Origin of the sequence: Streptococcus sp. oral taxon 056 str. F0418, assembly GCF_000220065.1 — a bacterium.
Taxonomy (GTDB): Bacteria; Bacillota; Bacilli; order Lactobacillales; family Streptococcaceae; genus Streptococcus.
Genome location: NZ_AFQU01000001.1, coordinates 1,549,972 through 1,575,907, shown reverse-complemented (window position 1 = coordinate 1,575,907; position 25,936 = coordinate 1,549,972). Strand labels below are relative to the sequence as shown.

General features: G+C 37.1%; 28 protein-coding genes and 2 pseudogenes. 3 read left to right on the top strand and 27 right to left on the bottom strand.

The window, feature by feature from the left end:
- Window positions 1-130: 130 nt before the first annotated feature.
- The 11 genes from HMPREF9182_RS07890 to HMPREF9182_RS07840 form a co-directional block, all read right to left on the bottom strand.
- Window positions 131-859: an ABC transporter permease gene (locus tag HMPREF9182_RS07890; RefSeq protein WP_009754260.1), complete on the bottom strand. Its 729-nt coding sequence runs from the start codon at window positions 857-859 to the stop codon at window positions 131-133.
- A complete protein-coding gene (locus tag HMPREF9182_RS07885; protein WP_009754833.1) occupies window positions 852-1,691 on the bottom strand; it encodes an ABC transporter ATP-binding protein in 840 nt (279 codons plus the stop codon). Before HMPREF9182_RS07885 ends, HMPREF9182_RS07890 begins: the two co-directional genes overlap by 8 nt.
- A gap of 42 nt (window positions 1,692-1,733) precedes the next feature.
- Window positions 1,734-2,306, bottom strand: a complete 573-nt coding sequence (locus HMPREF9182_RS07880; protein WP_009443301.1) for a DUF2812 domain-containing protein — start codon at window positions 2,304-2,306, stop codon at window positions 1,734-1,736.
- On the bottom strand, window positions 2,306-2,629 hold the full coding sequence (locus HMPREF9182_RS07875; RefSeq protein ID WP_009755062.1) for a PadR family transcriptional regulator: 324 nt from the start codon (window positions 2,627-2,629) through the stop codon (window positions 2,306-2,308). Before HMPREF9182_RS07875 ends, HMPREF9182_RS07880 begins: the two co-directional genes overlap by 1 nt.
- A 101-nt stretch (window positions 2,630-2,730) precedes the next feature.
- The gene (locus tag HMPREF9182_RS07870; RefSeq protein WP_037602807.1) at window positions 2,731-2,943 is read right to left on the bottom strand and encodes a helix-turn-helix transcriptional regulator; all 213 of its coding nucleotides are present in this window, start codon (window positions 2,941-2,943) and stop codon (window positions 2,731-2,733) included.
- Complete coding sequence (locus HMPREF9182_RS07865; RefSeq protein ID WP_009443162.1) at window positions 2,943-3,527, bottom strand: DUF3796 domain-containing protein; 585 nt, start codon at window positions 3,525-3,527, stop codon at window positions 2,943-2,945. Before HMPREF9182_RS07865 ends, HMPREF9182_RS07870 begins: the two co-directional genes overlap by 1 nt.
- A 134-nt stretch (window positions 3,528-3,661) precedes the next feature.
- On the bottom strand, window positions 3,662-4,357 hold the full coding sequence (locus HMPREF9182_RS07860) for a histidine phosphatase family protein (protein WP_037603108.1): 696 nt from the start codon (window positions 4,355-4,357) through the stop codon (window positions 3,662-3,664).
- A 53-nt stretch (window positions 4,358-4,410) separates the two neighbouring features.
- Window positions 4,411-5,103: a histidine phosphatase family protein gene (locus HMPREF9182_RS07855; RefSeq protein ID WP_009754393.1), complete on the bottom strand. Its 693-nt coding sequence runs from the start codon at window positions 5,101-5,103 to the stop codon at window positions 4,411-4,413.
- 53 nt (window positions 5,104-5,156) lie between these two features.
- Window positions 5,157-6,494, bottom strand: coding sequence for a PFL family protein (locus HMPREF9182_RS07850; protein WP_009443368.1), 1,338 nt, complete (start codon window positions 6,492-6,494; stop codon window positions 5,157-5,159).
- 10 nt (window positions 6,495-6,504) lie between these two features.
- Complete coding sequence (locus HMPREF9182_RS07845; protein WP_009754642.1) at window positions 6,505-6,771, bottom strand: ACT domain-containing protein; 267 nt, start codon at window positions 6,769-6,771, stop codon at window positions 6,505-6,507.
- Between the two features lie 165 nt (window positions 6,772-6,936).
- On the bottom strand, window positions 6,937-7,971 hold the full coding sequence (locus tag HMPREF9182_RS07840; protein WP_009443575.1) for an NAD(P)H-dependent amine dehydrogenase family protein: 1,035 nt from the start codon (window positions 7,969-7,971) through the stop codon (window positions 6,937-6,939).
- An 87-nt stretch (window positions 7,972-8,058) separates the two neighbouring features.
- On the opposite strand from HMPREF9182_RS07840, the gene HMPREF9182_RS07835 reads away from it, so the two are divergent.
- Complete coding sequence (locus tag HMPREF9182_RS07835; protein ID WP_009443730.1) at window positions 8,059-8,898, top strand: MerR family transcriptional regulator; 840 nt, start codon at window positions 8,059-8,061, stop codon at window positions 8,896-8,898.
- A 271-nt stretch (window positions 8,899-9,169) separates the two neighbouring features.
- On the opposite strand, the gene HMPREF9182_RS07830 is transcribed toward HMPREF9182_RS07835, so the two are convergent.
- Window positions 9,170-9,682, bottom strand: coding sequence for a GNAT family N-acetyltransferase (locus HMPREF9182_RS07830; protein WP_009754835.1), 513 nt, complete (start codon window positions 9,680-9,682; stop codon window positions 9,170-9,172).
- 125 nt (window positions 9,683-9,807) lie between these two features.
- Here HMPREF9182_RS07830 and HMPREF9182_RS11085 point away from each other — a divergent pair.
- Window positions 9,808-10,017, top strand: a pseudogene (locus tag HMPREF9182_RS11085) (site-specific integrase); the annotation flags it as partial.
- Window positions 10,018-10,545: 528 nt separating this feature from the next.
- Here the strand turns inward: HMPREF9182_RS11085 and HMPREF9182_RS07820 are convergent.
- From HMPREF9182_RS07820 to pezA, 5 genes are read right to left on the bottom strand one after another with little or no spacing between them, the layout of a single operon-like run.
- Complete coding sequence (locus tag HMPREF9182_RS07820; RefSeq protein WP_009444030.1) at window positions 10,546-11,136, bottom strand: hypothetical protein; 591 nt, start codon at window positions 11,134-11,136, stop codon at window positions 10,546-10,548.
- 43 nt (window positions 11,137-11,179) lie between these two features.
- Window positions 11,180-13,105, bottom strand: coding sequence for a UvrD-helicase domain-containing protein (locus HMPREF9182_RS07815; protein ID WP_009754750.1), 1,926 nt, complete (start codon window positions 13,103-13,105; stop codon window positions 11,180-11,182).
- Window positions 13,087-15,126 (bottom strand): ATP-dependent nuclease, encoded by a 2,040-nt coding sequence (locus tag HMPREF9182_RS07810; RefSeq protein ID WP_009443717.1) that lies wholly within the window; start codon window positions 15,124-15,126, stop codon window positions 13,087-13,089. The genes HMPREF9182_RS07815 and HMPREF9182_RS07810 overlap by 19 nt, the downstream gene beginning before the upstream one ends.
- Complete coding sequence (gene pezT, locus HMPREF9182_RS07805) at window positions 15,116-15,901, bottom strand: type II toxin-antitoxin system toxin PezT (protein WP_009754538.1); 786 nt, start codon at window positions 15,899-15,901, stop codon at window positions 15,116-15,118. Before pezT ends, HMPREF9182_RS07810 begins: the two co-directional genes overlap by 11 nt.
- Window positions 15,901-16,377: a type II toxin-antitoxin system antitoxin PezA gene (gene pezA / locus HMPREF9182_RS07800; RefSeq protein ID WP_009443065.1), complete on the bottom strand. Its 477-nt coding sequence runs from the start codon at window positions 16,375-16,377 to the stop codon at window positions 15,901-15,903. Before pezA ends, pezT begins: the two co-directional genes overlap by 1 nt.
- Before the next feature lie 283 nt (window positions 16,378-16,660).
- Here pezA and HMPREF9182_RS07795 point away from each other — a divergent pair, with 283 nt between their 5' ends.
- Window positions 16,661-17,560: a tyrosine-type recombinase/integrase gene (locus HMPREF9182_RS07795; protein ID WP_009755035.1), complete on the top strand. Its 900-nt coding sequence runs from the start codon at window positions 16,661-16,663 to the stop codon at window positions 17,558-17,560.
- 296 nt (window positions 17,561-17,856) lie between these two features.
- Here the strand turns inward: HMPREF9182_RS07795 and HMPREF9182_RS07790 are convergent, their stop codons facing one another.
- The 10 genes and pseudogenes from HMPREF9182_RS07790 to HMPREF9182_RS10825 all read right to left on the bottom strand — a co-directional run bounded on the left by HMPREF9182_RS07790 (window position 17,857) and on the right by HMPREF9182_RS10825 (window position 25,884).
- On the bottom strand, window positions 17,857-18,945 hold the full coding sequence (locus HMPREF9182_RS07790) for an RHS repeat protein (RefSeq protein ID WP_037602803.1): 1,089 nt from the start codon (window positions 18,943-18,945) through the stop codon (window positions 17,857-17,859).
- 212 nt (window positions 18,946-19,157) lie between these two features.
- A pseudogene (locus HMPREF9182_RS07785) lies at window positions 19,158-19,462 on the bottom strand (immunity protein Imm33 domain-containing protein).
- A 7-nt stretch (window positions 19,463-19,469) separates the two neighbouring features.
- On the bottom strand, window positions 19,470-19,556 hold the full coding sequence (locus HMPREF9182_RS11080; protein WP_083819067.1) for a GH-E family nuclease: 87 nt from the start codon (window positions 19,554-19,556) through the stop codon (window positions 19,470-19,472).
- Window positions 19,557-19,566: 10 nt separating this feature from the next.
- Window positions 19,567-19,947, bottom strand: a complete 381-nt coding sequence (locus HMPREF9182_RS07780; RefSeq protein ID WP_009443654.1) for a hypothetical protein — start codon at window positions 19,945-19,947, stop codon at window positions 19,567-19,569.
- On the bottom strand, window positions 19,934-20,428 hold the full coding sequence (locus HMPREF9182_RS07775; protein ID WP_009443659.1) for a hypothetical protein: 495 nt from the start codon (window positions 20,426-20,428) through the stop codon (window positions 19,934-19,936). Before HMPREF9182_RS07775 ends, HMPREF9182_RS07780 begins: the two co-directional genes overlap by 14 nt.
- Window positions 20,429-20,488: 60 nt before the next feature.
- Window positions 20,489-20,788, bottom strand: coding sequence for a hypothetical protein (locus HMPREF9182_RS07770; RefSeq protein WP_009443286.1), 300 nt, complete (start codon window positions 20,786-20,788; stop codon window positions 20,489-20,491).
- A gap of 60 nt (window positions 20,789-20,848) precedes the next feature.
- The gene (locus HMPREF9182_RS07765) at window positions 20,849-21,235 is read right to left on the bottom strand and encodes a hypothetical protein (RefSeq protein ID WP_009443876.1); all 387 of its coding nucleotides are present in this window, start codon (window positions 21,233-21,235) and stop codon (window positions 20,849-20,851) included.
- A gap of 10 nt (window positions 21,236-21,245) precedes the next feature.
- Complete coding sequence (locus tag HMPREF9182_RS10980) at window positions 21,246-23,435, bottom strand: RHS repeat-associated core domain-containing protein (protein WP_009754214.1); 2,190 nt, start codon at window positions 23,433-23,435, stop codon at window positions 21,246-21,248.
- Window positions 23,436-23,767: 332 nt separating this feature from the next.
- Window positions 23,768-24,190, bottom strand: coding sequence for a hypothetical protein (locus HMPREF9182_RS07755; protein WP_009443279.1), 423 nt, complete (start codon window positions 24,188-24,190; stop codon window positions 23,768-23,770).
- Window positions 24,190-25,884, bottom strand: a complete 1,695-nt coding sequence (locus HMPREF9182_RS10825; RefSeq protein WP_009754859.1) for an RHS repeat-associated core domain-containing protein — start codon at window positions 25,882-25,884, stop codon at window positions 24,190-24,192. Before HMPREF9182_RS10825 ends, HMPREF9182_RS07755 begins: the two co-directional genes overlap by 1 nt.
- Window positions 25,885-25,936 lie beyond the last annotated feature (52 nt).

Here is a 25,936-nt window from a genome sequence, read left to right as displayed (position 1 = left end):
TAGCACTCTAATAACATGAGTGCTAACTTATGATTCTATTATACACTCTTTTGCACTAAAGTCAAGACAAAAACTCAAAAAATTAGCACTCTTTTTTCAAGAGTGCTAAAAATCGATCTAAAGACCTAGTTTAATCATCCAAGACTTTCAGGTTTCTCATTAAGTAGAAAGAAATTCCTGCAAAAAGAAGTAGCCAGAGAACGAGAGCCAAAAGTTCTCCACTCCATAAATGGAAATGAGACCAATCTCTCATATAGCTAGTAAATAAACCTAAAAAGCTATAACGAAGAACTTTAAATAAATCCTCGCTCATATTTGAAAACATAGGAATAAAAGCTACCAAGAGCATGGCTGGAACACTAAGGGATTGTGCCATAACTTGATTTTTACAAAGCAAGCCAACCATTAAAAAGAAGAAAATTAAGACCAACATGGTCAATAAGAGAACCAAACCATAACTGAATACCTGATTAGAAAGCTTAGCTCCTACCAAAATCGGGGTGATGATGATATAAAAAATCCCAATAATCACTGGCCAGATTAAAGCTGAAAGAATGTATTGACCAGCTGTCACACCTGCCAAGCGCAAGCTTTGCAAATTATGTTTTTCTCTCTCCTCAGCTAGAATGATGATAATAGGCGTCCCAATAGCCAAGGCTAAGGAAAATGGCAGGGAGATATTGAGTAGCATCGTAGCCAGTCTATCTGCTCCTAGTTTTTGTCCTGCTCCATTCAGAGAAAACATAAATTTATAGAGAAGAATAAAGAAGACCGGCATGAGAACTTGTAAAAAAACACTTTTATTAGCTAATGTCGCTTGGCCCCTCAGCCAAATCATCCCTTTTAACTTATTAGACATTTAAGGTTCCTCCTGTCAAAGTAATGAAAACATCTTCTAAAGTTGGTTCGCAAGAATGAATACTGATAACATTTGACAAATCTACGCCTCCTTGTAGTTCCTCAAAGATAACTGTCTTCGTCGTCAAATCTACATATTCTAAACGAACTTTCTTATCTGTATTGTACTTTTGGATAATCTCATGCGGGCTACCCACTTCGACTAACTCACCCTTATGCAGCAAAGCTAAGCGATCACACAAAAGAGTAGCTTCCTGCATATCATGTGTCGTCAGAAAAATAGTTGTTCCCTGAGCTTTTAGTTCCAGTAGCAAATCATGGATTGTCCGGGAAGTTGACGGGTCCAAACCACTGGTCGGCTCATCCAAAAAGAGCAATTTAGGCTGATTAATCAAGGCACGGACCAATAGCATCCGTTGTTTCATACCTGTAGATAATTTTTCAGCTATCTTGTTGCGACTATCATAGAGCCCCACTTTTTGAAGAAGCTCATCAACTTTCTTCATATCAACACCAAAGATCATAGCATATGCCTTGAGATTGTTGTAGAGCGACATCTTCTCATAAAAGCCACTCGTATCACTGACAATCCCAATCTGCTCTAGGACTTCTACCTTTAAATCCTCAACCGTTTCAGACAGCACATGAGCTGTTCCAGCATCTGCCTTAAGTTGCCCAGTCAAGATATTAATGGTCGTGGTTTTTCCTGATCCAGACGGTCCTAGAAAACCAAAAATCTCTCCTTCTTGGATGGAAAAATCAATCCCTGCCAAGGCTTCTTGTTCCTTGAACTTCTTTTTCAAGCCCTGAACTTCAATTATCGTTTTTTTCATCATTATCCTCACTTTCATAAAAAACAGTTGATAAGGGGCTCATCAGCTCTTGAGCTCCTGCTTCATTCTCCAGAAACTCAAGCCGATATGAACCAGTTGACCAAATAAAATGAGCAATAATACAGTATCTATTAGTAAGGCACACTTTACAGGCCAACTTACATCTGAACCTTTTTGAGCTACACTTAAAACTAAATAAGTAGCAAAAAACAAAGATACAAGGGCTGGCAAAAACCGCCATATAAGCAAACGCTTGACCATTTCTAGCTTAGACCAGGCATCATTATAGATCTCAAGGTCACTTTCCGCATCAAGCTGAGAAGCTGGCTTGCGGAAATAGGAAAATTGATTAAAGTTTGTAATATGCTCCCAACCACAATCTTTAAATAGTTGATAATAGGAGTCACGCTCCGCCTTCTTTATAGGGCGAAAATCTAACTGATAGGCCATTTCCTGAGGTGAAGTCTTTTCAAAAGTATAGCGAACCGCAACAAGAAAAGGAGAATAACTTACTTTTTTCAACTTCCAGCCCTGGCCATGCATCTTTTTAAAATAGGCCGCTTCTCTATCATAGTCTGCAATGGTGAAGATCCTGTAGACGACTTTCATTTCCATCAAACATCCTCCTTACTATTGCGGTAAAGGCGCTCAATCCGATGGATTTCCAAGCTTAAAATCTTCTGTCCAAGTTCTGTAATCTGGTAGAGTTTCCTCTTTTCTTCCTCGCGAACAAAAACAATCAGACCATCCTTTTCCATTTTGGACAAGGTTCCATACATGGTTCCTGGACTAATTGACAACTGACCTTCTGTCAATTCCTTGACTTTTTGAGTAATACTGTAGCCATGTCTTTCTTTCTGGAGACAAAAGAGAATATAGAATCCCGTCTCCGTCATCGGCACATAGACTCGCCGGAGCTTTTCTGTCAATCCACTCATCTTCGCATCTACCTTTCACTTCGATATATCGGATCTCGACATAAATATTATATCGCAGTACGATATAGTTGTCAAGAGTTTCTATAGGAATCTTGGTTAAATTATTCTTTCAGCTCAAATAGATCCTCTATCTTCAAATCAAAGACTTGTGCAATTTTTAGAGCCATTTCAAGAGAGGGATTGTAACGATTATTTTCTAAATGCAAAATGGTCTCTCGCCTGACACCGATACGCTCTGCCAACTCTTGCTGGGTCATGCCACGAGCCTCACGAGTAAACTTCAAACTTGTAATAAGATTGCTTGCTTTCCCCATCATGCCCCTCTACTTTCCAAATACATGAATACAAAATTGAAAAGCAAGACCAGCATACCAGCCACTATAAAAAAGATACCTCCTGGAACATACAGCCCCCTCACAATCGTTAAAAGCAAGGCTAGGGTTAGCAGAAAGATGATACTGCTAGCAAATGCTGTCATGGCAGCCTTAGATAGATTTGCATAAAAACGCTCATCTGCTTCTTCATCTGCTTTTCTTGAGATAAAGTAAGCAAGAAAAATCAGCTGCACTAGAAGACCTACTGCCATCACTGTTTCCTTTAAAAGACCTGCAGATGGCGTACTGAGCCAGATGCCTAGAGTATAGATGGACGAAGCAGATAAAACGAGGACTCCATTTAATTTTTCTTTAATAGAGAAGCTCTGCCTTTCCCTAACTTCATTTTGTTTGCTTTTTAAAGCACCCCAAGTAGTAAAAAATAGACCAATCCCTGTACCACCAATCAATATTAACTTTTGCAGCAAGCTAAATCGAACAACCCCAGATAAAACCGCCCAATCTCCGCATAAGACCAGAATCCACAAAGGTAGTAACAAGACTAGTTTTTGACTTATTTTCATGGCAAAACCTCCTGTTATGTTATAAATATATCACATCCGTGTTATAAATATATCACATAACAAAAGAAAAAACAAGTGTTCTGATAAAGAAAAAGCCGAAAATTCGACTTTTCTATAATATTCTATAATATTCTTTATTCTTCTTGATTGATCAAATGAATTCCCACTTCACGATAAGACATATCACCAATCCGGTCAATCGTAAACTTACCATCTTCGTAGCCCACTACAGTTACACTGCCGTTGTGCAAACCTAAACCTCGAGGTGTTGCGTGGTCAATCAACCAAGCGAAGGTTCCAATCGTCATACCATGACTGACAATCAGAGCATTTCCTCCTCCTAGCGACTCAACTTCTTTAGCAATACTCTCAAAACCATCTAAAATACGGCCACTGAGTTTAGGCCAAGATTCTGCCCAGCCCGCTGTGTCCACTTCTACCAATCCTTCTGCTAATTCGGGATAGCTAAGTTGATGAACATGTTCGACATGAAAGACACGGGGCATAACACCCATAAAGAGTTCACCGTCATAGGCCCCATCAAAGCTACCAAAGCACCATTCACGGATGCGCTTGTCTGTACGGTAAGGGATCTTATCTCTCAAGTCTAGCTCTTCTAGAATGATTCCCATGGTTTGAATAGTCCGACCACTATCGCTAGAATAAGCCCGCTTAAAGTCTATACCAGCATCTTTCAGACCCAATGCTAACTCTCGAATTCCTCGTTCACCTTCAACTGTCAGAGGGGTATCCGACCAACCTTGAGCTCGGCCAATGGTATTAAACATGGTTTTTCCATGACGGACGATATATAATCTCGTTTTGGGCATTTTCTTACCTCCACTTTCTCCATTCATTATACCACTTTTCTATCTACTCATCCTTAGAGAGCATCCAATATTGCTGCTCCCACTTGGCGATATGACATATCTCCCAACACCTGGATGGTGAATCGGCCATTTTCGTATTCCACTACTGTCACACTACCGTTTTGCACGCCAGGATTCTTTGTAATCTCTTCATCAATCAGATAAGCAAAAGCTCCGATTGTCATGCTATGACTAACCACCAAAGCATTGCCACCACCTGAAGCCTCAACATCTTTTGCAATGGCTTCAAAACCTTCTAAAATTCGACCACTGAGCTTATCCCACGGCTCTGCCCAACCGGCAGTATCCACTTCTACCAAGCCATTTGCCAAGTCCGGCAGACTGAGTTCCTTATAGTCATCCGTCTTCAAAACACGAGGAATGACACCATGAAAGAGTTCTCCACCATAGGCCCCATCAAAGCTACCAAAGCACCATTCACGGATACGTTTATCATAGATGTAGGGAATCTGATCTGTAATCCCCAACTCCTCCAAAACGATCCCCATAGTCTGAATGGTGCGCCCCGAGTCACTTGAGTAAGCTTTTACAAAGGAAAGACCAGATTTTTTTAATCCAATTCCCAACTCACGAATCCCTCGCTCACCTTCTGCTGTCAGAGGAGTATCCGACCAACCTTGAGCCCGACCAATTGTATTAAACATGGTTTTCCCATGTCGAATGATAAATAATTTTGTTTTTGCCATCTTTTCTCCTTGTTCAATCGAAAAGGCCTGTCTGCACAGACCTGATTTTCTTATTAATTTTTAAAACTGTGAATCGGTGCTGGAATCTGACCCCCCCGCGCGATAAAAGCAGCTGACGAAGCCTGATTGACCTTCATGACCGGAGCTGTTCCCAAGAGTCCGCCAAATTCAATCATGTCGCCTTCCTTGCCCTTCGGAATAATCCGCACAGCTGTCGTCTTTTGGTTGATGACACCAATCGCTGCCTCATCCGCAATCATGGCTGCTATGGTTTCAGCTGGTGTCGCCTCAGGGATGGCAATCATATCCAAACCGACCGAGCAGATAGCTGTCATAGCTTCTAGCTTTTCTAGATTGAGCGAGCCATTTTGCACAGCCGCAATCATGCCCTCGTCTTCTGACACAGGAATGAAAGCACCAGACAGTCCGCCCACCTGATTGCAGGCCATGACCCCACCTTTTTTGACTTGGTCATTGAGCAGGGCAAGTGCCGCTGTCGTACCATGAGTGCCAACTGTTTCCAAGCCCATTTCTTCTAAGACACGAGCTACTGAGTCTCCGACCGCTGGCGTTGGAGCCAAACTCAAGTCAACAATCCCGAACTTAACACCTAGGCGCTCGCTAGCCATCTGACCAACCAACTGACCGATACGTGTGATTTTGAAAGCCGTTTTCTTGACTGTTTCAGCCACCACATCAAAGCTCTCACCACGGACCTTTTCCAAAGCCCGCTTGACAACACCAGGTCCTGAAACACCGACGTTGATGACCACATCTGCTTCACCGATACCATGGAAGGCACCCGCCATGAAAGGATTGTCCTCCACCGCATTGGCAAAGACGACTAGCTTGGCCGCACCCATGTCAGATAACTGAGCTGTTTCCTTAATAATGCGTCCCATATCTGCAACTGCCGTCATATTGATGCCGGTCTTGGTTGAGCCGATATTGACAGAGGAGCAGACCTTGTCCGTCTCCGCCAAAGCGCGTGGAATAGAGTTAATGAGAATTTCATCACCTTTTTGATAGCCCTTTTGGACCAAGGCCGAGAAGCCGCCGATAAAATCAACACCGATTTCCTTGGCTGCCTTGTCTAGAGCTTTTGCCAGAGGCACGTAGTCTTTACTGTCTGTCGCTGCCCCAATCAGCGAAATCGGAGTCACTGAGACCCGCTTGTTGACGATAGGAATCCCGAGCTCTGCTGCGATTTCATCTCCAACCGCTACCAAATCTTTCGCTTTGGTCGTGATTTTTTGGTAAATCTTCTCCGCCGCCCGATCAATATCTGTGTCGGTGCAGTCTAAGAGTGAAATGCCCATGGTGATGGTCCGAATATCAAAATTCTGCTCCTCAATCATGGCAATGGTTTCTGTAACTTGTCTAATATCCATCCTTCACTCCTTAGATATTGTACATGGCATCAAAAATGGCTGCGCTTTGAATGTTGATTTTGACATTGAGCTCTTGTCCGAAAGCCTCAAATTCGCTACGAAGAGCCGCAAAATCTTTCTTTTCATCACTTGAAACAACAGCCATCATGGTAAAAAACTCATCCAAGACTGTTTGTGAAATATCATCAATGTTTAACCCTAATTCTGCAATCTTAGCAGATACGCCTGCCACAATACCTGTTCTGTCTTTCCCAACAACCGTAATTATTGCTTTCATCACTAACTCCAATCCTACTTTATTTGTATTATTGTAGCATAAAACAAGACTTTTTGCATGCTTTCTTTAAAGAAAGGAAAAGAGACAAGACTAGAACTAACCTCAAAAAATTAGTTCCATCTCGCCTCAAAATCAAGTCTCGAGTAAACTTTATTTTAATTCATTTTACCATTCGACATATGTGTGGAGCGGATAGGTCGGATAGGTCAATTCACGCGCAAGCTCAGAAGTCACATAACCAGACGGTGCTTCTAAAACTGACGGGATACGATTGACAATCGTTGCACATGTCAACGCTACAGTATCAGGCTTGCTGACAGAGAAAACAAGGTTAGGCTCTCCAGTGATTTCCCAATCGCACATGTCGCCATCATGTTCACGATAGACCTTACCAATACATTCCACTTCTATTTCGACACCTTGGTGTGTGTGAATAGTCGTTACAGCCGACATCCCCGTCACCTGACCAGCTGGAATCGTACGTCCCAAAGTCTCCGAATAAACATCTTCATCCAAAATATAAGGAACACTTTTTTGTGAAATATCACGAATAGTCCATTTCATCTTGGAGCAGATTGCTTCTGCGGCGTTCCACATATAAGAAGGCAGACTTTCTGCTGAAGCAATTTCTTTGTCAAATCGTTCTACATCATAACCCGCACCATGTGCTTCTGCAAGGGCTAGACCATAATCTTCTACATTGTAACTAGCAACACCTTTCACCTTTTGAATGTGATTCAGTCCAGACATGGCTAAACAAGGCATATTAATCCAGTAAATATCCTGCATACCAGACCCCATAATCGTGACGCCATATTCTTTGGCTAATTTATCAAGACGATTCGTCTCAGATGGTGAAGTCGTCCAAGGATAAATAGCTTCCTCGCATGTCGTAATAATATTGACACCATGTCTAATTGCGGTTTCAAAAAAGTCATACATTTCAGGCATATAGGAAGCAATTGTAACAATGGCAATATCTGCATCGCATTCATCAAAAACACGCTCTGCATCATCCGAAATGATGACTCCTGTTTTGCAACCAAGCGCTGCAAAATCTCCGACATCTTGACCCACGACAGCAGGATTATTGTCAATAGCACCTACAATTTCCACGCCGTGATCCATAAGGTATTTAAAAATAACCTTAGACATCTTACCACAGCCGTACTGAACAGCACGAATTTTTGTATTTCTCATAGCACACCCTCCGTTTATTGTTATTTTCTTCACAATTATAGTATAATGTCTCTAGTAACTAGAGAGTCAATAGAGAGTTTTAAAAAAATGAAAAAAATTTTACGTATCGGAGAATTTTCCAAAATCAATCAAATTTCCATCCAAACTTTACGGTTTTACGATCAAATCAATCTTTTAAAACCTTATAGGATCGATCCCGAAACCAACTATCGTTATTATCACATCAATCAGTCTTCGCTGGTCGACTCTATTCAGTACCTCCGTCAGTTGAATTTCTCCCTGGAAGAGATCAAAGAAATCCTTTCTGATAGAGACCATTTCCATCTACATCAGATTGTTGAAGATCGCTACCAACGCCTTCTACGTGAAAAAGAGAATATTGAAAAGCAGATCCAAGAAATCGAAATCTTTCGGTCTGGTGTACAAATTTATGGAGAAAAACAAAAGGGCAAAAATCTAGAAATTGCAACTTTCCCTGAACGACAGCTACTCGTCTTTGATATCGAGCAAAACATCTATCAAATGAACTCAGAAGAATACGAACTCGCACTTCGATACTTTAAACAAGAAATTCTCCGCTACAGTCCCTTTTTTACTCACTTCAGCCGTGTCGGATCCATTATGAAACAAGAAGATTTCCAGCAAAAAAATTGGATTTCCACTCAACTCTGCCTCTTTCACCACAGCCCCAACGAACTTCCTCACCTAAACAAAACATTACTACCCGAAGGCGATTACGCTATTGCTTATTGCTCCTCTTTTTCCGATGAATTAAAATCCTTACCTTCATTTCATCAAACCTTGACCCAAGCAGGCTACACTCCTATAAGCGACTATATCTGCGAAGTGATCCATGAGCAACCTCAGATCCAAGAAGGACAACGCGATATGTTTATCCGAATGCAAGTAAGAGTTACACAAAGATGAGATTGCAAAATAATCTGGTGTATTACTACAGTCCATTTCTGGAGCCTCAACTAAAAGAAATAAATAACTAACAAAAGCGCGTGTTAATATAAATCAAGCAGTTGGAAAAACTGCTTTTAGAAATCTCGAAAAATGATTCAGATAAATTCCAAAAAATTTTTTAGGTAAACTCTTCGTTTTTAGATAAAAAAGACATACAAGAGAAAATTCTTGAATGTCTGTTAAGATTGATGACTCCTTTTATCCTATCAGTAAATTTGGAATGATGATACTATGGATTCGTTATCTCAAATACTGCTGTATGAACCCACTCATTATTAATTTGAAAGTCATTTTCTATGACCCTACTAAATGTGAAACCATTTTTTAAAAGCACTCTTTTAGAGGCCAGATTATCCATTGCCGTTCCCGCAATGATTCTATCTAAACCATAAGTATGAAACGCCTTATCTAAAACAAGTTTAACTGCTTTACTTGCATAGCCTAAATTAGTAAAATTTTCCCCAATTCTATATCCAAGTTCCGCTGTTTTTCTATCACTCTCTAAAACATTTAAATTGATTCTTCCAACCACAATACCTTGTGAATCTCTAATAAGATGCATGTAGGCGTCATGATTCTCTTGTTCCGTTAACAATTCCTTTGTAATTTCCTTAAAACCTTCTAGATCAAAATAGTTACCTGGTCTAGGAGGTAAATTTCGCTCAAAATATTCCCGATTTTCTATTTCAAAAGAATAGACATCTATACTATTTTCTTCAGACATCAACTCTAAACTTATCATCGTAAACAATCTCCCATTATATCTACATTCAAACCTTCTCATGTTTACACAAAGTAAAATTTACAGAATATAAACAAATACTTTTTTTCATATTGTTTCTACATTATAACACAAAAGACTATTGACAAAAACAATATCCAAGATTAAAACATGCTTCGCCTCATAAACTGCGACATGCAAGAGTAATACTTGCTAAACAAGCGGGAATGAGCTTAGAAGCTATTTTCGAAGCTCTAACACATAGCGACACAGGTACAACACAGATTTCTGTCAATACTTCTAATGCAGTCCCTATGGCAGTCGGTGAATTTGCCTTAAAGTCTCTAAAACAATAAGGTAAAAATAAGGTAAACTTTGAGGTGAACTTTTTTAAAAAACATAAAAAAAGCACCCATGAGGTAAACTCTTGAGTGCTTTGAAACGTTGATATAATCGTATTGATTAACGTTTTGAGGCAACTGACTCTGCCAGTTTGCAGCCACATTTATAAGCGACTAAAGTCGCAACAACTGTGTCAATTGCACCAATTTAGTATAGAAATATAAAAAAAGAACACCAAGAAAGGTGCTCTTTGTAAGTATAGTAATTCTTTCGAATTAACGTTTACTAAATTGTGATGCTTTACGAGCTTTCTTAAGACCTGGTTGGAAACACTTTTATTTGAATAAGTTTCAATATCCGCTTAAAATCAATGTTTTCCCACATTTACAGAAAACAGAATTCCATCTAATTTGAATAAATTTCAGTTGAATGGTGTGAATTTTACCCTAAAAATACACAAATTGAGCTAGATTTTACCAAAAAGTTCACACCATTTGAATTATTATTGTTTTGTACAGTTGATATACGGAATGCAATATAAATTATCGCAAATATCTCTCAATATATTCTATGAAGATAAAAGGTTCTATATCTTTATGAGTGAGACCTTTAGATAGAGTAAGGCATTGTTTTGCTGTACCTTTTCCTGGTCGATGGTAAAATGTTCTAATCCCTTGAAGGAATATTCCAAAACGCGAATGACGTCCCGAGGCTGTCATCTCATCTAAATATTTGTCAACAGCTAAAGCGAATACATTTCCATAATACCTATCATCGTCAAATCTTGTTCTAGTCATATAATCTCGAATATCATAAAGCATGGATCTCATATTTTGATAATTTGGTGCCCCAACTAATTTTCGACTTGCTTTACATATACCATCAACATAACTGTAAGCATCATTTAATTTACCAAAATCCCAAAACCTTTTAGAATCAAAATACTTATACTCTATATCTAGTTGTGATTTTAATATTCTTAAAATGGACAGTGCTGTTCTGTCATCTTTATTTTTTATTGCAGCATAAGCTTCTTCGACTCCAGTATTATAAAAATCAATATGTTGATTGATTTCATAGCCTAAAATTCCTGTAATATCAAATTCAAGTAAATCATTTTCCAATGTAATCATAATTGCTCCTTCAACTTTCAGTTCAACAATTGTTAAAGTTTATTTACTCATCAACTAATGACAGAACATCAACAATATCACTCTCCTCAAAATAATCTTTTGCTTTTTCAATAATCTGACGATCATTACTCGGCATGTAAACAATTAAATTTTTCATCGCTCTAGTAATTGCAACATAGAATAACCTCTTAGTTCTATTTTGAACGTTCTCATTAGAAGAACCTTTTCCAAACAAGGTATCAAAATTATATTGATTCCATTTCCCATTATCTAATAAAACTAAGACATTCTCATATTCACTGCCTTTAACCTTATGCTGCGTTATAACAGATACATATTCTCTGAGATAATCAATACTATTTACATATTCTTGAAATGGCATTATCTTAAGTCGCGACCATAAATAATGTCCTCTATTTTTAATAAAATTAGTAAATAAGTCATCCTTTGAAATTAGTTCACATTCCTCTGCAAGCTCTATTACTCTTCCAATTGTGATATCATCAGCAGAGATTTCTGTCATAACATTTGATAGACTAATTTTATCTTTGGACGAAGTTATTTTAAACTTAGTAATACGTAAAAATTCATTATGCTTACCTGTTTTATATAGTTCTACTAGCTCATAGACTAAATCCAACCTTTTAAGAATCCTATCCCTATCTGTGCCCGCTTCATATCTACTACTTAATCCATTAAATTTATAAGATAATAGCGATTCTTTATTAACTTTACTCTTACTACTAACTTCTTCAAACGAGCACGTTTTAATTTCATCATAAAAAGCTGATAGTTCTGAATTGGATTTAATCTCATCGACTATTAAGGGGCCACCCCTTATAACAACTATTTGAGCTTCTTCTACTAAATCTTTAAATAATTTTCCATTATCATCTATCTTGTTCTCATTGATTTTTTTCTTTATACCTGTAATTAATTTTACAAATAAATCAGTATTATATAACTTAAATAACTTAGAAAAACCTGCCATTTCTGCATTAAGTTTATGTGTCAGGCGCAATTCTTTTGTTTTTGAGGGTACATTAAATTCTAACTTTCTATAAAGTTGACTACCTCTAAGAATTTCAAGTTGATTAATATCATTCCCATAGACAAATTTCACTATTCCTGGAATGATACTCCCATTATCCATATTAGGTGCTGTATCATCGTTGGACGGAGTTTGAACCAATCCATCATCTCTAAATTTATTAGCTAAATCAATAACTTTTTTAGGATTGCGACGATTTTGAGCTTTTGCTATCTTTATTAGATTATACGAACTTAAGTCTCCTACTCCTGAGTCATAGATGGCTTGCATAGAATCTCCAAAAAATCCTACAATATTTTTCTTAGTTCTATTCTGTATATATTCCAATAAAATTTTTACAACTAACGGACTAGTATCTTGATATTCATCTACAAAAATATACTCAGCTATATCGATCAAAATGTCGCATAACTTAGGATATGTAGAAAACAATTTTTCAGCAACTATAAGAATATGGTCATGACTTATTTGAACTTTATTTTGCTCAGTTATGCTCATAGAATACCATTCAGTATATTCAACACGAACACCATCAAAGTAATCAAGCGAAATAAGTTCCTCACCTAATACTTCCTTTGGAGCAACAAATAAGATTTGTGCATCATCATTTATTAACTCAACAAGACATTCTTTAATCTCTTTTTGGAAATTTTCAATGACATGCCATATAAAATCGTGAATTGTTGAAACCCGTAAATTATCATTAATGATTCTAGCTCTAATCTCTGCAACAGCATTGTTAGTATAAGTGATGCATACAATCGATTTTTTTGGTTCTTCCATAGATATTTTTTCAATAACGGAAATTAATGAATAAGTTTTCCCACTCCCAGCACCACCCTCAAGAATAAAATTTTGACCTTGTTTTATTACTTCAAATACTTTTTCTACCTCTGGTTCTACTTTTCTCTCAACCATAATAATCCCTCCGAAATATAGTTAGGTACTTTCCAAGTATTTTCTTCACCTTCAAAATATAATAAACTTGATGCAAATGCAGATTTTTTGTTTACTTTATCCCTAGCAAATTTATAGAAATCTTCTATTTCACTATCATCAAAGTCTTTTAAAGCTTCAAATTGAATAAAACCAGCTTTTTGATCAATAATGAATTGTTTATTTAAACTGATAAAAGCATCCTCAAAACTAGCAGGCTGATAACCATTTTCATCTTCGGGAATTTGATATGCAATACGAATTCTATCGTCTGATGTTGTTTTTTCTGCAAAACTCTTTTGGGCTACTATTGAAAAAACCTCATCTCCAGAAATATCAAAAAAATTTTTAATTGAAGTATTTGTCGTAGAGGTAGCATCTACTGCTGAGCAAGAAGTCAAGCGATTCCTTTCATTTCTATTTGCTGGATCAATATCCGTAATTATCAATACTTTTATTCCTAAAAAATCAAATAACTTCCTAAAAACTTGTGAATGGGCACCTGTTTCAATGATTGAAATATTTTGAGAAAGCAATGGCATTGTATTAAAAGCTTGATTTATTGGATTGATTGTATCTACCTTTTTCATCATCGTAGGAATTAAAATCCTTTCTGTATCACCTTCAACACAAATGACTTTATCAGCAAAAAATAATTCACTACTATTGAGAGTAAGGTACTGCTTTACAAATTTATATCCTAGTTGTTCATCACCATATTCTTCTTTCAATGAATTAAAAGCCTTTGATACTGCTGTACCGTTATCACGTTTAAAATAAATTAGATCATCAAAGTTACAATCAGAAACTATATGAGAGGAATGAGTTGTAATTAAAGTTTGAATACAACTAAAATCTCCACTTTCTTTTAGTTCATCATTCTGTTCCTTTAGCAAATCTTTAATATTCTTGATAAAAATATACTGTAATTGTGGATGTGTATGTGATTCTGGTTCTTCAATATATATTAGGTTAATATCAGCAGGTTCGTTTTTTATATCTGCCATTAAAGTTTCAATTTCAAAAATAATTCCATATAAATTTAAATATCCCAAACCATTATATGCTTCAGGTAATAGACTATCGTCATGCTTATAATACAGTGTCGTATTATTACTTAAAATATCTTTCTCAGACAGTGATGAATGAATTGCTAACTCTGCTTCACTATCATTTCCACCAAATCTTCTGACGCGTTCAAAGACTGAAGTAAAAATTCCTTCGACGCTATCATCACCACTATATGCTCTGGTTAAAGTTTCATCTGCCTTTAAAATAGCAGATTGCAGTAAATTATTTGCTTTACTGTTAATTTCTTCGCCATTATTTAATTTATAAAATCGATTTGATGTCTTAGATAATGAATGGTTATTTTCTTTATTAGATACTTCTCGACTAGCACTAATCCCTCTTACTTTAATAATTTTATGAACATCTTTCATTTCATGTAAATCAGACTTTTCTTCTGTCATTGCTTGAGTAATAGGATTATATCCACGTGAATAAATCTGTATTTCGAAAAATTTATTCAGATTTTTCTTCATAAATGATTCAAATTTTGAAAAATCATCTGCAAAATCACAAGTCAAACTACTTATCTCGCGAAGCTTTTGAGTAGGAATTATATACGAAAATTCAAGAATAATAAAATTATTTTCGGGATTTAAATCCATCATAAATCCTTGGATATTTTGATAAGAATCTAATTCTGAGTATTGAATCCAAATTTGAAGATTAATCCCTAAAATAGACGATAATTCCGAATCAGGAATATCAGAGACTCTCTTTATATTCTCAAAGATTTCCCTCCTATGATTTAAATTAATATCTTCCCATACCAAATTGCGATTGGAATTTTTATTGAATATTTTTTCTAACACAGATAAAACCGAAGTCTTGCCACAATTATTCTTACCCACAATTAAGGATAAATCATTTTTCAACTCTAAAGAAAAATCGTTTAATAAACGATAATGTTGAATATAGATTTTTTTAATTTCCATCAATTATACCTTTTTTCATTTCCATTAATTCTCTCAACCGTTCCTGCCCCATCTTAAACATCTCTTCCTCCACCTTACTCCATTTTCCGAAGAGGCATTCTTGTAGAACTTTTGCTGTTGAGATTTGATCTACTTCCGAATCATAAATACACGATTGATCTCTTTGGTAAATTTGAATTTGATTAAATAGCTGATCATTTTCTAACTCTCGTAAGTTATCAACTAAATGTTCTACAATTCCATCATGGTGCTCTTTGGGAGTCGCTCTAGCTTGACTAGGATCTATAGCATAGAGCTCTTCATAACGTATCAAGGTACTGAGATAGGACAATTCTGGCTTCGTCGCAATCAGCGCAAGTGATACTTGATAACCTCTAGTTGTTAATAATTGTGCTGTTTTTCGGGGAACTTCTGTTGTTCTCAAGGTGCCCTCGATTAACAAATGATAACCTTGTTTACTCAATTCATCTATGAGATATTCAACCATTTGTCCCGCAAATACTTTGGTATAATCCACACTATCTTTATCATACTTTTCCTGTAGGCCAAGGTAGTTCGGATGAAAAGAGCGGTAACTATCTCCATCAATGATAATGATATTGCCTTGAAATTCCCTTTGTTTCACACGATGAATCGTTGTCTTACCAGCACCACTCTGTCCACCGAGCAAAATAGCTTTAGGCTGAGATGAGGTTGTTTTTCCACAAGTTAAAGAACGAACGAGTCGTTTGGATGCTCGTTCAAAATCATCTTGACTAAATTCTTTTAGTTTCATTAAGCGATCACCAGATGAGTAGCTTGTTCTAGCATCCGTTCAATGCCATCCAAATAGCCATTATATCGCTCTACTTCATCAAAAGTCCCCACAAGATAAATCTTCGTGTTCAGCAAATCAGACAAATCATCGCTCATTAGAACCCAAGGATTAGAAGTATCATCAAATGCAATTCCTTGTTCATCTTGAAAACGATAAAGTTGCGCTAAGATATTCGCCCCTCGTTCTTTAATTACTTCAATTTTCAGGGTTAGCTGGTAATCTTCTACTGGTGTGAGCATCTTTTCCTCTCCTACAATATCGATATAGGAAACATTAAATTTCTGACAAATACGATCTATTAATTCTGTCGAAACTGAACTTATCCCGTTTTCATAACGACTCAGGCTATTTCGAGAGATGCCAACAATCTTTGCGAACTCAGGCTGGGTTAGGTCATGTGTTTTACGTAACGCTTTAATATTTTCTCCAATCATGAGAACCCTCCTTTTATTTCTATTATAGCACAAAAAAGAGAAATGCACCATTTTTGGTGCGTTGTTGTTGCCGTAGATAAAATATCACACATTCAGTTATTGAAGAAAAAGCACTATGAGAGTTTTCAAAAAGTCTTCGAGAGTATAAAAAAATAAGAAAACTACAATCGAAAATATATCAGAGATAGGAATCTATGGTATACTACCGATAACTATTTATTATCACTATACAAAGCATCTAAATAAGTTTATAATAGCATGATTATTGTTAAAGGAGTTATTCATGGATTATAAGCTTATTTCTACTTTCTTAGACTACTGTAAAACTCATAGACGCTTAAGTTCACATACAATTCGAGCTTATCAAAATGATCTTTTGCAGTTTTACAATTCAAATTACACTAGTGTGGAAGCCTATGTTGAACATTTGACGCAATCCAATATTAAATCCAATACATTACGTAGGAAAATTGCTAGTTTAAAGGTGTTTTATAGCTATTTAAAGTATCATAATTTAGTTGATGAGAATCCTTTTAATCAATTACGTTTTCAATTTAGAACGGAAAAAATATTACCAAAAACGATTCCCTATGATACTTTGAAAAGTATTTTTTCACATCTAGAACAGAAAGTTATCTGTTCAAAAACTAAATATCAAAAACAAAAAGCTGAAAGAAATTTGCTAATCATTTCCCTATTGCTTTCAACTGGTATTAGGATTTCCGAACTTTGTCATATTCATCTCAAGAATATTAATCTTTCAAATAGGACTCTGCATATTATGGGAAAAGGCAAGAAAGAACGTATCCTATTTTTAGGGGATCAAATAACATTTAGCTTACTAGAAACATATATAAATAACTACTGCTTTCAACCTAGTGACTACCTATTCCCTGGAAAATATTCTCTCAAACCATTGTCAGAGCAAAGTGTACGTTTAATTCTAAATAATCTTATTGAACAACATAACTTAACCACACCTATTACCCCCCATATGTTTAGACATAGTTTCGCAACGATGCTTCTAGATAGTGATGTAGATATTCGATATATTCAACAAATTCTCGGACATAGTTCTATCTCAGTCACACAAATCTATACTCATGTATCTCAATCAAAGCAAAAAGAAATTCTAACTCTGTGCAATCCCATCGCTTTGATTCATTCACAGTCAAAAAAATAGGGCTACCTTCATTGAGGTAGTCCTATTCTAATGCCATCTTTTTTATAGCTCTGATGATTAAATTTTAACAAAGATAATGATAATCTTACTCATGCTAGTCATAACTCACTTGAATTTTAAACTTAACCTTTGTATTTGATACATTCTTGATCTTCATTTTGAAACCTTTCTTTGAATCAAATGAAAAAGTGCATTTTGAGGCGAAACCATGATAATACCTTCATGATTAACTCCAATACTATTATGGCCCCCTCTAAAATCGTTACATCCTATTCTTTTATTTCTTCTCATCTCCGTCATTTCTTGTCCTTGATCGCAAGCAAGCGATTCTTCGTGTCGTAGATGTAGTTTAGCTTTTCTGAGTTCTTCTCAGAAGCGATGCGATTGCCATTCTTGTCGTAGGTGTAGGTAATCGTACCATCTGGACCTTCCAGTTTGGTCAAGCGGTTATGGTCATCGTAGGTAAAGCGTGTCTGGCTCTCCTTGCCATCGACTGTCTCGGTGCTGGTCAGTTTATTACCGGCTAGGTCATAGGTGTAAGATAGCTTGGAGAGTTCCTTACCAGCTAGATCCGATACGGTCATATTTTCCACTTGACCTAAGGTATCATAGGTATAGGTATGGACTAGAGTTTCGCCATCCTGCTTGATGGTTTCTTTGGCGATATAGCCGCCGTCGTCATACTCATAGCCATAGCTAGAGATGAGTTTATCCTTCTTATCTACATGGCGGAGTTCGATGAGGCGGTGAGCCTTGTCATAGGTCAAGAAGCTCTTGGTTCCATCTCCCCGATCAACTTCCGTCAAATCCCCTGCTTGGTTATAGCTATAGCTGGTCTTTTGTCCCTTGACATCTGTCACGGAAGTGAGGCGATCCAGTTCATCGTAAGTGTAGGAGACTTTACTGCCATCTGGGTAAATCATCTTCGAGATATTGCCATAAGCATCATACTCGTACTGAATCAGGCTACCATCTCCCTGACGAACACCAGTGATCTCGCCTTCTTCGTTGGTCGCGACCTGACTGGTTCCTGTCAGGTCACTCATAGACACCCGACGGCCATCCGCATCATAGGTATAGAGGACTTGACCATCTTGCTTTTCAGAATAATCTACCTTGAGCAGTTGATCCAGCTTGTTGTAGTCATAGCTGATGGTTTTCCCATCGGACTTGGTTACTTTTTCGAGCTGGTTATTGATATTGTAGGTATAAGTCTCCTTATCTCCGAGACTGGTCATGCGTTCTACTAGATTGGAAAGCTGATCATAGCTGTAGCTTGTGACCTTACCATTTCCATTCGTAACCGAAGTGACATTGCCCACACTATCGTAGGTATAGCTTGAAGTGGAAGCTTTCTCTCCACTTCCTTGCGTCGCTGTAAGCAACTGATCCTTTAGGTCATAGGTGTGACATAAAACTCTCGAAGAAATCCTTCCTCGAGAGTTTTTGCATGTTTGTATTACAAAAGAAGAGGTTAATTTAAAATAGCTCACATTCTTAAGTAATATTTAATTATTATAAAGTGTTTTAATAAACTAGGTTTTCAATAAGAGATTTATATTAATTTTTCAATATCCTTAAATCTATACCTATTCTATTAAAAAATTTTTTCGCCAGTATTTGAATCTAAGAAATACTTCTTCTCACCTTCGTAAATAAGTATGAGTTCTGTTCCAATAGGCATGTTAAAAATTGGTAAGACTGCAGGTTCTATTTCAACAATTGTACTCCAGTCACATACCGACATATTTTCTGAATGTGATAGATACTCTTCAGTATCTATTTTGGAAAAAAACGCCATCCATTGTCTAGTTCATCAACGGAATCCTCTCGGAATATCCATTTTATATTCGCCTTATTTTTTAAAATATTATTAGACACTATTGAAGCACCTAATCCCATTCCTGTTTTATTCATATTTATGACCTCTATTTGTACTAGGTGATTCTGGTCTATAATTAAATAGATCTCTATACCATTCTAAAAACTCTGATATTAATTAACAATCACTCTTCCAACTTGAAAACAACAGGAAACTTCTCAGAAATTACATCTATCCCAAAATTAATACCAATTACTTGATAATGATGAAAAGATTTGAAATATATTTGTTGTAATTTATCACTTAACTGACTATGAGTAAGTTCAACAAGAACTCCTTTAGCAATAGATTTCATATTGTTATCATCTAAAATCTCACTAGGATTTAAATCCCAACTTTCATCAATAGCTTTACAAAAGAGTACATTACCAAAATCAATATAAAAATGATTATCCTGATTCTTTAATCCATCTAGATAAATCTTTAAGTGAGTTCCTTTGTCTAATTTACAACGTAATTCATACCAATCACTTTCAATCTTATTTCCGATGTTAACCCAATTCACTATCTTCCACCTCATCTATATTAACTTGAATCTCTTCCCCTTGACACAAAATTATGTCAAAAATCAAATTACTAGAAACAACTCGGTAGTGTTCCAATTCATTTTTTTCTAATAAGCCTCCTGAACTATGAATAATATATTCAATTAAAGAACTATTTTCTATTCGATAAATAGGATAGTCTTTATCTAATTTATTTAAATGAGAAGTTTGACAAAATATTGAAAAGATTCTTCTGTCCATTATTTGATAACAATGGCTAAAAGGAAATTTTAAATTTAACGAATGCTTACTCCCTTTTAAAAAAATAGTAGCTAGTTCATAATCGGTATTTTCACTGAATTCTGCTTCGGACTCATATCTATCCTCAAAAAAATTTCCCCATTTTATGCATTTCTCATTTTTTACGTACTTTTCACTTCTTGATTTGTCAGAAATAAAAGAGCGGGTAGCCGAACCTATTCGTTTTAATATATCAGACATGTTATACCTCTTACTAATATTATTAGTATCTAAATTTATAAGGAGCTTTAAACTGAAACTCTAATGTTGAATTCCCTCTTTGTTAGTTGGTCTAACAACAACCTTTGTTCCATCATCTAAAGCACCCCTATACCCTTTACCAAATGAAGTATTAATTTCCGTTACATTTTCTAAATTTAATGAATTGAAGTCTTCAAGCGCTTTAGCAACTCCTCCTACTACATATTTTTTAGCATCATTTTCCCACCAGGGCAACACTTCTTCTTTCAGAATTTCTAAAAATAGCCCCTTCGAAACAAGATCATCCGCTAAGAAAAAATTATAATTGTTAAATACAAAAGCATATTTATCTGCTTTCAACCATAAGAAAGTAGGTATCCAATCTATTGTTTTAGTTAACTTTTAATAACTGATAAAAACTTAATACTCTTCACAGATAACTTCAATATCTTTATCTGAAATATCTAGATTAGATTTTAGGATAAATTTTTTTATATTATTTATATCCTCATCTGTCATATATTCAACTTGGAACTCAATAATAAAATCGACTATATTTTCATTGCCTGAAATAATAATCATAGCATCCTTAAAAAACTTTCCTAAAAATATTTGTCCTACATGCAAATATCCTGTAGATGGACTAGAAAAATACTGCCCCCATTTTATATCATTTGAATAGTTTATATCCTGTTTTTTATAATAAAAATGAGAATTAATTATCTGCTGACTAATATCTAACAATTTCAATAATCTATCTATAATAGCTAAATCTACTACCGCTATTCTCAATTCAATGTTTACCATAATTTCATTCCTATTTATCAATAAATCCCTTGAAAGAACCATCCATATTTAATCTCATCCCCCGTCCATCAGGTAATTTTTTCTCAAGAAAACTAATACCTCTATCAGTTGTATGAGTCATAAAGTCCCCTGGTGATTTAATTATATCATTTATATGTTCCATGGCTTGTCTATTTATTGACTCTGAATTTCCTTTTACTGCGCCCCAAATCTGCGGATTTCTGCCAGCGTGCTTTTGTAAAGCATGGCCTGCTATAGTTTCTCCTCCGCTGTTTCTAATTATATTAGCAGTATCACTAATTCTATCTACATCAACTATTTTTACTATATCTGATGCTTTATCAGCTACCTTTGTAGCTTTTGAAGCATCATTAGCTTTATCCACTGCCTTTGTAGCTTTTGATGCATCATTGACTGCGTCTACTGCATCGAGTGTTTTTTCAAGTTTCCTTAATTTGCTAGCCTTAGCTATAGGATAGAAATTACTTGCAATATCAACAGCTAGCTCTGCACCTGCTACCCAACGATTTGCGTCTTCGCCCGTTAGAGGATCTTTCCCTGTAACTAAACGTTTTCCATTATTCCAACCTATTAATTCAGCAGCTAAAGTTGGAAGTTTAGCTTTATTTTCTTGGTTAAACTTTGCAAATTTTACATTAGCTGCATAGGCATTTTCCTCAGGAGTCATTGGGGGTGCTTTTAGATACTCCTCCAATGTCATCCTATCAATTCGCTCTTTCTGATCTAGTCTGAGTCCATGTTTTGCCGCATCTTCATACTTTCTAAAATCTGCGACAGATGGGACTTTAGTTTCTCCCTTATCGGAGGCACTAGTCGTTTTTGGATTACATACATGCTTCAATGTATTCTGTAAAGCCGTATTCCAGTTACGATACAGATTGAGACCTTCTCGGATGGTTGGGGAAGAGCTCAAGCCTGTTGCCAGGGCATAGGCAGACCGAACCACTTGTTGGCGTTTGGCTTCTATCTGCGCCGCTACTCGTTGGTATTGGGTTTGTACATAGTCACTGGCACTATGGTAGGCCGTTTGAACCTTACTCCACTGCCTACTACCCCAATTAACCGCACGGTTGAATTGGGTGCCGACCCAGTTGGCCGCATGGTTGAAGGCACTCGTGGTCGCATTCCAAGCCTTGGAGGCGAAACTCTTCACACTATTCCAAGTGTTTGAGGCCACTCTTTTCACTGTATTCCAGGTATTAGAGGCGATTCTTTTAACACTATTCCAAACATTAGAAGCTGTCTTCTTAACATAGTTCCAGCCTTTTTTGAGACTGTTCCAGAAATGCCCACTCGGGTCGGTATAGTTGACGGGATTATTCTGCACATAGCTATAGCGGTTCTGACTGAGAGGATCTGTCGCCTCACCTGGGTAGCTATCCTCGGTTAGGAAAGTCCCTCCCTGACTATCATAATACCTTGCGCGTAAATAGTCAAGTTCAGTATCATCACGAGCTTCACCGTTATAGGCAAAGGGTTGACCTGTCGTGTCTGTGCTTGTCTTTCGTGCACCATAGAGGTTATAGCGACTGGATGCGACGGCTTGTCCATCCTTGGTTAAGCCTGTCACAGAGCCTGACTGATTGGTCAAGTAGTTGTAGCTGTCACCTGTTTGCTTGTTGAGGTAGCTGGTTCGTCCCTTGCCATAGCTATAAGTTTCACGAGCCTTGCCATCATGGTCATAAGTTTCAAGGACTTCTGTATGTTCGCGATTGACATCGTTGACATAGTTGCGTTCTTCGTAGTAGTTGTAGGTGTCCTCTCGTGTGGTATAAGGGATCAGGACATCCTGAACCTGACTGGCATAGGTCACGTCTCCCCGTCCAGGTAAATTGCCAAGTTTTGGTGGGTTGATGACGATTCCCTCCTTGGTTGCTCGGTCCTTAGCCACTTTCTGGTGGTAGGCTGTCGACACATCGTCAAAGATGCTATGCCAGATGCTTCCTACTGTCTGTGGTAGAGCAGACAGGGCTTGGAGGACATTCTGAGTGAAGCCATACCAGAAGAGGGAGTGTTTTTCCCCGTTTGAGGCTGTATAGGGCGACTTACGACTTTTCTTGCGTTGGAAGAGCTGATAGGTGTTCTTGCCTTCCTTGCGACTAGCAGTGAAGACACGGTTACCATCCCCATCATAGAGCGCAGCCATGAGAAGGCCTTTCTTGTCCTTGATCGCAAGCAAGCGATTTTCTGTGTCGTAGATGTAGTTTAGCTTTTCTGAGTTCTTCTCAGAAGCGATGTTGGTATCAATATAGTCAACTAGAAGTAAACTTTATAATGCACCATAAGTAAAATCTCCTGAAGAAATTCTTCAAGAGATTTTAACAAATCTAATTATGAGAAAAGTTCTTCACTAACAAACAGTTTGTTCTTAGTTTTAACTGTATATTACCACCTTACCCATTTACATAATGCTAAACTAATTTGGAAAAACTTTGTAAACTAAATCACTATAAAAAATTTTTTATATTAATCTATAAATTATACCTGTCTCTTAATAATGCACTATCTCGTCTAATAATTCCAAAAAAAGTTCTGGTCACTCACTAAAACCTTAGAGACTTGAATATCTTGGCATACAATGTCAATTAACATACTTGATAAAGTAATTATAGCTTGTATCATATTATTTTTCTCTTTGATAAGTCTAATGTCATGTACAGTATGAGACATGAGATTTTCAAAAGGAATATCTTTCATATTGAAATTTCTTGTGCCAGCCTCACTTTCCCAACACGTCCAACCAGCATCCGTCTCATAGTCAACCTTAAAACAACGGTAGAAAACTATCTCCCAGCAATACTGATCCGATTTGCCATTTTCAATCTCGATATAGAGTTTACATTCATCCCCGAAAAATGAAGCTCTAAAGTCTAACGCATAGGCATCACAGTAATTTGTACTATCAATCTGTTCTTGAATTTTTAAAATATTCATTAACTACCTCCATTGTTCCACGGTATATGACCAGCTGGATTTTTTCTACCAACAATTTCTCCGTCAATGTTTAATAAATTTTTATTTTCATCATATATATGCATATGAGGGTAGGTTGTAACCTTATCTGGAGGATCCAATTTTATCCTGTCTACACCATTTTTCTTAATATGTACAAAACCATTATGCTCATAAACAGCCCATCCGCTATTATCAGGTATAGTACTTTTGATTTCATCAAGAGTCATATTTTGCAATTCCTTAGGAGAAAGCTCATCAATACTCTTCATTACTTTATTAGCATCTTTAACATCATATATTTTATCCGTCACACGAGCAACATCTAATGTTTTATCTACCGCCTTTGCAGTTTTCGAAGCACCTGACGCCTTATCCACTGCCTTCGTGGCTTTCACCGCTCCCCACTTCATACCATTACCAGTCGGAACACTAGAATTGTACTTAGTGATCTGTCTACCGGCAACCGCAACCGCAACATCTTGAATCGGCGCAATCCACGGCACATATGGAGCGATAGCTTTCTCTAAATCACTCGCTGGTGTCCCGTCTATCCGATTTTCTGTCTCAGCGATATGCTTGTATAGGTTAGTATAGTGATACTTATTCATCTCAGCTACTTTTTGAGCTACCTTGGCATCTTCAATCGCCTTTAATTCTTTATAGCGAGAAATAATATATCTATTTTTAGCTGAACCAAGCGGATTAAAGTAACCTGTACCTTGATAGGTACTATAATTGCCTAGAACATTGCCATATTTATTTTTCAGGTCACTAAGAGAACTTGAATCAATACTAGCTTTTTCAGAAACAGTTAGTCCATGTTTTGCCGCATCTTCATACTTTCTAAAATCTGCGATAGATGGGACTTTAGTTTCTTCCTTATCGGAGGCACTAGTCGTTTTTGGATTACAGATATGTTTCAAGGTATTTTGCAAGGCTGTGCCCCAGTTACGGAGGAGATTCATGCCTTCTCGGATGGTCGGAGAAGAGCTCGAGCCTGTTGCCAAAGCATAGGCAGACCGAACCACTTGTTGGCGCTTAGCTTCTATCTGTGCCGCTACTCGTTGGTATTGGGTTTGTACATAGTCACTGGCACTATGGTAAGCCGTTTGAACCTTACTCCACTGCCTACTACCCCAATTAACCGCACGGTTGAATTGGGTGCCGACCCAGTTGGCCGCGTGGTTGAAAGCACTCGTGGTCGCATTCCAAGCCTTGGAGGCGAAACTCTTCACACTATTCCAAGTGTTTGAGGCCACTCTTTTCACTGTATTCCAGGTATTGGATGCGACTCGTTTAACACTATTCCAAGCATTAGAGGCCGTCTTTTTAACATAGTTCCAGCCTTTTTTGAGACTGTTCCAGAAATGCCCACTCGGGTCGGTATAGTTGACGGGATTATTCTGCACATAGCTATAACGGTTCTGACTGAGAGGATCTGTCGCCTCACCTGGGTAGCTATCCTCTGTTAGGAAAGTACCTCCCTGATTATCATAATACCTTGCTCGTAAATAGTCAAGTTCGGTATCATCACGAGCTTCACCGTTATAGGCAAAGGGCTGACCTGTCCTATCTGTGCTTGTCTTTCTTGCACCATAGAGATGATAGCGACTAGATGCGACGGCTTGTCCATCCTTGGTCAAGCCTGTCACAGAGCCTGACTGATTGGTCAAGTAGTTGTAGCTGTCACCTGTTTGCTTGTTGAGGTAGCTGGCTTTTCTGAGT